This window comes from Marinobacterium marinum, assembly GCF_013868415.1.
GTDB classification, from domain to species: domain Bacteria; phylum Pseudomonadota; class Gammaproteobacteria; order Pseudomonadales; family Balneatricaceae; genus Marinobacterium; species Marinobacterium marinum.
On the sequence record NZ_JACEMT010000034.1, the window covers coordinates 1 to 4,956 of the forward strand.

The window sequence follows — 4,956 nt, forward strand, 5'->3', positions numbered from 1 at the left end:
ATGCGCATAATCAAAGTGTCTACTTTTTGTGGGTAGGACCAATTTCTTGAGGTAGGTATGAGAATCGGCTTATCAGATAGAAGTTTAGAAAGGCTAGCGGTTTATGTGCTGAAGCCTTCGATGTTCTATCTGTGCGCTATTCAATGCTGGTTATGGCTTGATAAACCTGACAACTTTGGACTTTGGGACTCTATCTGGCTTGTAGTGATGGTTATCTTAGGATTTCATTGGGGATTCTCAGCACCTCGATATGATAGCCGAATAAAGTACAAGGTGTTTACATATATATTACCTATTATACTAGCAGTTTCTGGTCTATTTGGTTGGTATGTAGTATATAAAATATAAATGAAATGTTACGCTTCTTGAGCTAGATAATGGATATATACGGATATAAAGAAAAAGATACTAATATTGATGGTTTAATGAAACTCAGAGATATTGGTATTTCAGCATCGCCCGCAACATTAAGGGCTGTCGCTAAGTTTCTGATAGCCGCAGCGGACGAGCTTGAAGATATGGGGGATGATTTCGGTCATCTTCATCTAATGGATGAGTGGGAGGGTTGGAGCGAGAATGTTACAGATATACAGGTTATCAACCCCAAAATATAACAAGGGCCTGATGTTCGCCGCTATCGCGGCTGGGACCTCCACTACGCTGGCGCTCCGTTCCGGCCCCATAGGCAGGCGTTAGGCCCACAGGAGACCGAATGCAATCGTACGAAATTGACGATCATTACGCGACTTGCACAGGCACCTACGCTACTTTGCGGATCACGTCCGAAAGCATGGACCCCGATGCTATCTCGGCCCTAATAGGTTGTGAGCCAACTCGTAGTTTCAAAAAAGGTGAGCAGAGAACGAAACGCAGCGATGTGAACAATAGATTCTATCCGCGGCACGGATGGTTTTACTCTACTAAAGATCTCAGCGAATCCAGGGATTGCCGACGTCACCTTGAAATTCTGCTTGCGCGGCCGCTCAAGGACGCTGGGGGTTTGGAAGGACTTCGAGATCGTGGTTGTGAGATGTCAGTGGCGATTATGTATGGTTACACTCAAGGTGGCCCTACTATCTCGCCAGATCAGATGCGCGGATTGGCCGATGCAGGTGTAGAGGTGTGGTGGGATTTATATCACGAACCGGAGATTCAGGGCGATGAATCTGGTTGCTGCTAAATGGCCTAACCAATGCAGGCACGGCGACACCCATTACATTGCGCCTTCGGCTCCATTTCATGGGTGCGCATGCTGCAGGCGTTAGTGAGTCAATCAACAAATTTTGGAGTACCGATGACAAAAGCGGACATTCGCGGTGATTTCAAGGAAGTTGAGAGCCAGATCGCTAGGCTCCTAGCTATCGGGGAAGGATTTCGCGAGAAGGACAGAGATTGGTCTCACATGAAGAACAAGGAAGATTGGGAGCGCAATCTGTACAAAATTTCCGATGACAGGAATCGTGCTACTTGGGGACGAATTTATAGTGATGGTCGTGATATGGCGGGCTTCATGTCAGATGCGCTGTGCTCGATCAACTACGACATCACGACCTATCCCACACTTACTCGTGTAATTGAAAGGTTTGATGGCTCTTGGATTGACTCTGATCTCACGCCTATTGTCGAAGATGCGATTAAGGTAAACGAGAAATATGAGCTAAATTGCTGGGCATTTGATCAAATGGTGACGCTATTTAAAGACCAGCAAAGCTTGGCCCAAGTGGTAAAAAGCACTTTGGAGCTCTTGAAGGACTCTGATTTGTACAAACTGGAGAACGGGATTCCCGTGAATAAAGAAACGTCAAATATCACTATTAGTAATGTTTCTGGAAGCAATATTGCTATTTCCTCATCAAATGTTGATCAGAAGGTCGAAGGCACAGATGCGATTTTTGCTGACCTAATGGCTGCAATTGATAAAGCAGATATTGATAAGAAAGAGGCACTAAAAGAAAGTGTTTCAGAAATGCAGGAAAAGCAAGGAACGTCGGGATTTGGTGCTGCTTACAAACGATTCACGGCTGCAGCCGCAAACCATATGACAATCGTCGCTCCATTCATTCCAGCCTTATCTGCTCTACTTTGATCACTAACCAGTTGATTCAGTTCGTTCCGGGCCTGTGGCCCTCCACCGGACGCACTAAAGTGCGCCGCTGATCAAAGCGTTACATTCTATTAGGAAATAGCTTATGTCAGAACTAAACCCAACATTTATGGACGAGCTGAAAAAAGCCATTTCTTCGACACGATTTTCCATTGATGATTTTACATATGATGGCGATGAAGCTGGCGAACTCCTTAGGATAGTATTCAAATACGATAATGAATATTCGTTTGTGTTGTCCGAAGAGGGGGTGATTGAAGAAGAACCTAATTTATTCGGAACGGGAACTATATCAAAAACAGTTACTAGACTTTTTTCGTATGAATCTCCTGGAAGATATAAGAAAAGTTCTAAAATAAATGTCAATGGGTTTGAGTATGTTAGCGATAGAATCGTGAATTGGTGTGAAAATCTTCATCGAGAGCTGACTTTATCAGGTTCTGATAATGAAGAAGAAGATGTGAAGCGCGCTATAAAAGAACAGTTCGAATTTAATATTCAAAACCCTGAGTCAAAATTTACTAAAGAAGAAGTTGAAGTTTTATACTCGAAGCTAGATAGCCTCTACGATAAATTTAAAGACCTTAGTGAGCGATACCAAATATCAGAAAGCCAATTAGCGTCCCTGCACGACGAAATCGAAAAATTGAAAGATTCAGCTTCTATGTATAAAAAGGGATTATGGTCGAATATAACACGAAATAAAATAACCGATCTTATTTTTACATTACTGAAATCTAAAGAAGGTCGCGAGCTAATATTCGACTCTATAAAGCGTATTGGTTCGTAAATGTAACAAGGGTAAGCACTTGACCCAAAAAAGCTCCGCTTTTTCGGTCAAGTGTTACAAGCGTTAGCATTACCAAGGAGGCCACACAGTGAAGTGGGCATTTATCGACTACGAAAACATCGGGTGTCTTAGCAAAGTTGATCTTTCAGCTTATAGCAAAGTCGTTTTATTCCTTGGGGCGAAGCAACCAAAAATAGACCTCGGTGAGAAAAAATACGACACGCCAATTAATCTAGTGTTAGTCCAACTTAAAGCCACTCAATCGAACAATTTAGATTTCCACCTTTCCTACTACCTCGGGAAGTATGACAGCGAAGCCCCATCGGGTGTCAGCTTTGATATTATCAGCAATGACAACGGCTTTTCCCCACTTATTGCTCATGTCAAAGTGAATGGCAGATCATGCAAGCAGGTCAAAGTGGCATCAGCGGTAACTGTCAACGTAGTTGTCGCGTATAAGTTATCAGCTCTTTAAAAACTCGCCGCCTTTTCCGGGTTCAGTGTGACTGACTCCGGCAAGCTGAAGTCACGGATATCACCTGACCAGCGTTGGGGGTTCTTGGCCTTCTCGACTTCGAGAACCCGTTTGCGTTGCGCCAGGATATACTCGGCCTCGCCGTTATGACGCTGCTCAGGTGTCACGTATTTCAGAGCACTGTGCCGATGCTCGGTGTTGTACCAGCGCACGAACTTCAACACCCAATGCCGTGCCTCTTCGAGCGTCTTGAAGCCATTCACCGGGAACGCCGGTCGGAACTTCAGGGTTTTGAACAGTGACTCCGAGTAGGCGTTGTCGTTGCTGACGCGAGGTCGGCTGTTCGAGGGGGTAATGCCCAGGTCGTACAGCTTTTCCAGGAACGTCGCGGCCTTCATGGGGCTGCCGTTATCAGAGTGCAGCACCAGCGGCTTGGATCGGGCGGCCAGATGTTCCCGCCAGTAGGCCTTTTCGACGAACTCGCTGGCCAGTTCTCCGGTTTCACGCGCGTAGACTTCGTGGCCCACGATCTTACGGCTGTAGACATCCATCATCAGGTACAGGTAAAACCAGGTGCCACGGGCAGGTCCAGGCAACCAGGAGATGTCCCAGCACCAGAGCTGATTAGGCTCGCTGGCTTCATGTGTGGTTGCCTGGCGTTTGCGCTCAGGCGGTTTCTGCCGGCCTCTGGCATGCAGCTGATCGTATTCGTGCAACACCCGGTAGAACGTAGATTCCGACGCCAGATAACGCCCTTGATCCAGCTGATCCGCCACAATAAACGCCGGCGGGGCACTGCGATATCGCGGTTGATTACAGAGCGATACCACGGCTTCACGCTCCTGCTCTGACAGCTTGTTATGCGGTGCAGGTCTGGGCGCGATCGGTCGTTGATCCGCATGGACCAACTGATTCGCCGTCCAGCGCTGGTAGGTGCGCACACTCAGGTTTAGCAAGGCACAGGCCTTGACCAGCGGAGCACCGTTGCTCTGAGCCTCCTGGATCAGACTAACGGCATGCTGGCGATCCGGGAGGCTGGTCATTCGTCCTCGTCTTTGGGGCCCCAGATCGCCTCTGCTTTTTTTGACAGTATTAGCAGCGCGGCCGTCTCCGCGAGCGCCTTCTCCTTGCGGCGTAGATCAGCTTCTAGCTGCTTGATCCGTTTGCGCTCGGCCTTGGTCGCTTGGCGATGCTGTTTGGCTTGCTCATCTGCTTGCGCATTGGCGCCCATACAGGCCGCCTTCCAGGCTTCGATCTGCTCCGGGTACACACCGCGCTGGCGGCAATATTCGCCGATCTCCGCTTCGCTCATCGGAGCGGTCTCCAGCACCATGCGGAATTTTTCTTCGCTGCTCCACTTGTCCGGGGCGGCTGAGTTGGATGGCAAAACGGCACCTCGTTCTCTGGCGGCTTTACGCCAATTGTACAGGGTCGCGGTACTGATGCCTTCCTGACGAGCCAGCTCGGCTACTGTCATGCTGTGAGGCGGCGCCATTTTTTGGAGGATGGCTTCCTTACGTTCCGGTGAATAGTGGGGCATGGTTGTCCTCTGAAATTTTCAGGCGACAACTACGCTGACACATAGGG

6 protein-coding genes are annotated in these 4,956 nt (G+C 48.1%); 5 read left to right on the plus strand and 1 reads right to left on the minus strand.

Features of this window, described 5'->3' with window-relative positions:
• The first annotated feature begins 377 nt into the window (after window positions 1-377).
• From H1S06_RS03120 to H1S06_RS03140, 5 genes are all read left to right on the plus strand, one after another.
• Entirely contained in the window at window positions 378-614 is a 237-nt protein-coding gene (locus tag H1S06_RS03120) for an Imm32 family immunity protein (protein ID WP_181737137.1), read from the plus strand.
• Window positions 615-712: 98 nt separating this feature from the next.
• Window positions 713-1,180 carry a DUF4279 domain-containing protein gene (locus H1S06_RS03125; protein ID WP_181737146.1) on the plus strand — a complete coding sequence of 156 codons (468 nt, stop codon included), beginning with the start codon at window positions 713-715 and terminating at the stop codon, window positions 1,178-1,180.
• Between the two features lie 114 nt (window positions 1,181-1,294).
• Window positions 1,295-2,086: a hypothetical protein gene (locus H1S06_RS03130; protein ID WP_181737148.1), complete on the plus strand. Its 792-nt coding sequence runs from the start codon at window positions 1,295-1,297 to the stop codon at window positions 2,084-2,086.
• 103 nt (window positions 2,087-2,189) lie between these two features.
• Complete coding sequence (locus H1S06_RS03135) at window positions 2,190-2,894, plus strand: hypothetical protein (RefSeq protein ID WP_181737150.1); 705 nt, start codon at window positions 2,190-2,192, stop codon at window positions 2,892-2,894.
• An 88-nt stretch (window positions 2,895-2,982) separates the two neighbouring features.
• Window positions 2,983-3,369: a PIN domain-containing protein gene (locus tag H1S06_RS03140; protein ID WP_181737151.1), complete on the plus strand. Its 387-nt coding sequence runs from the start codon at window positions 2,983-2,985 to the stop codon at window positions 3,367-3,369.
• On the opposite strand, the gene H1S06_RS03145 is transcribed toward H1S06_RS03140, so the two are convergent.
• A protein-coding gene (locus H1S06_RS03145; protein ID WP_181736393.1) for an IS3 family transposase occupies window positions 3,366-4,909 on the minus strand; the annotation gives its coding sequence in 2 pieces (ribosomal slippage) (window positions 3,366-4,438 and window positions 4,438-4,909; 1,545 coding nt in all). The two genes, H1S06_RS03140 and H1S06_RS03145, sit on opposite strands and share 4 nt — an antisense overlap.
• Between the last annotated feature and the right edge of the window lie 47 nt (window positions 4,910-4,956).

Excerpts from the sequence above, each read along its gene's own strand:
- H1S06_RS03130 (WP_181737148.1), top strand. The coding sequence starts at position 1,295 with ATGACAAAAGCGGACATTCGCGGTGATTTCAAGGAAGTTGAGAGCCAG.
- H1S06_RS03120 (WP_181737137.1), top strand. The coding sequence starts at position 378 with ATGGATATATACGGATATAAAGAAAAAGATACTAATATTGATGGTTTA.
- H1S06_RS03125 (WP_181737146.1), top strand. The coding sequence starts at position 713 with ATGCAATCGTACGAAATTGACGATCATTACGCGACTTGCACAGGCACC.
- H1S06_RS03135 (WP_181737150.1), top strand. The coding sequence starts at position 2,190 with ATGTCAGAACTAAACCCAACATTTATGGACGAGCTGAAAAAAGCCATT.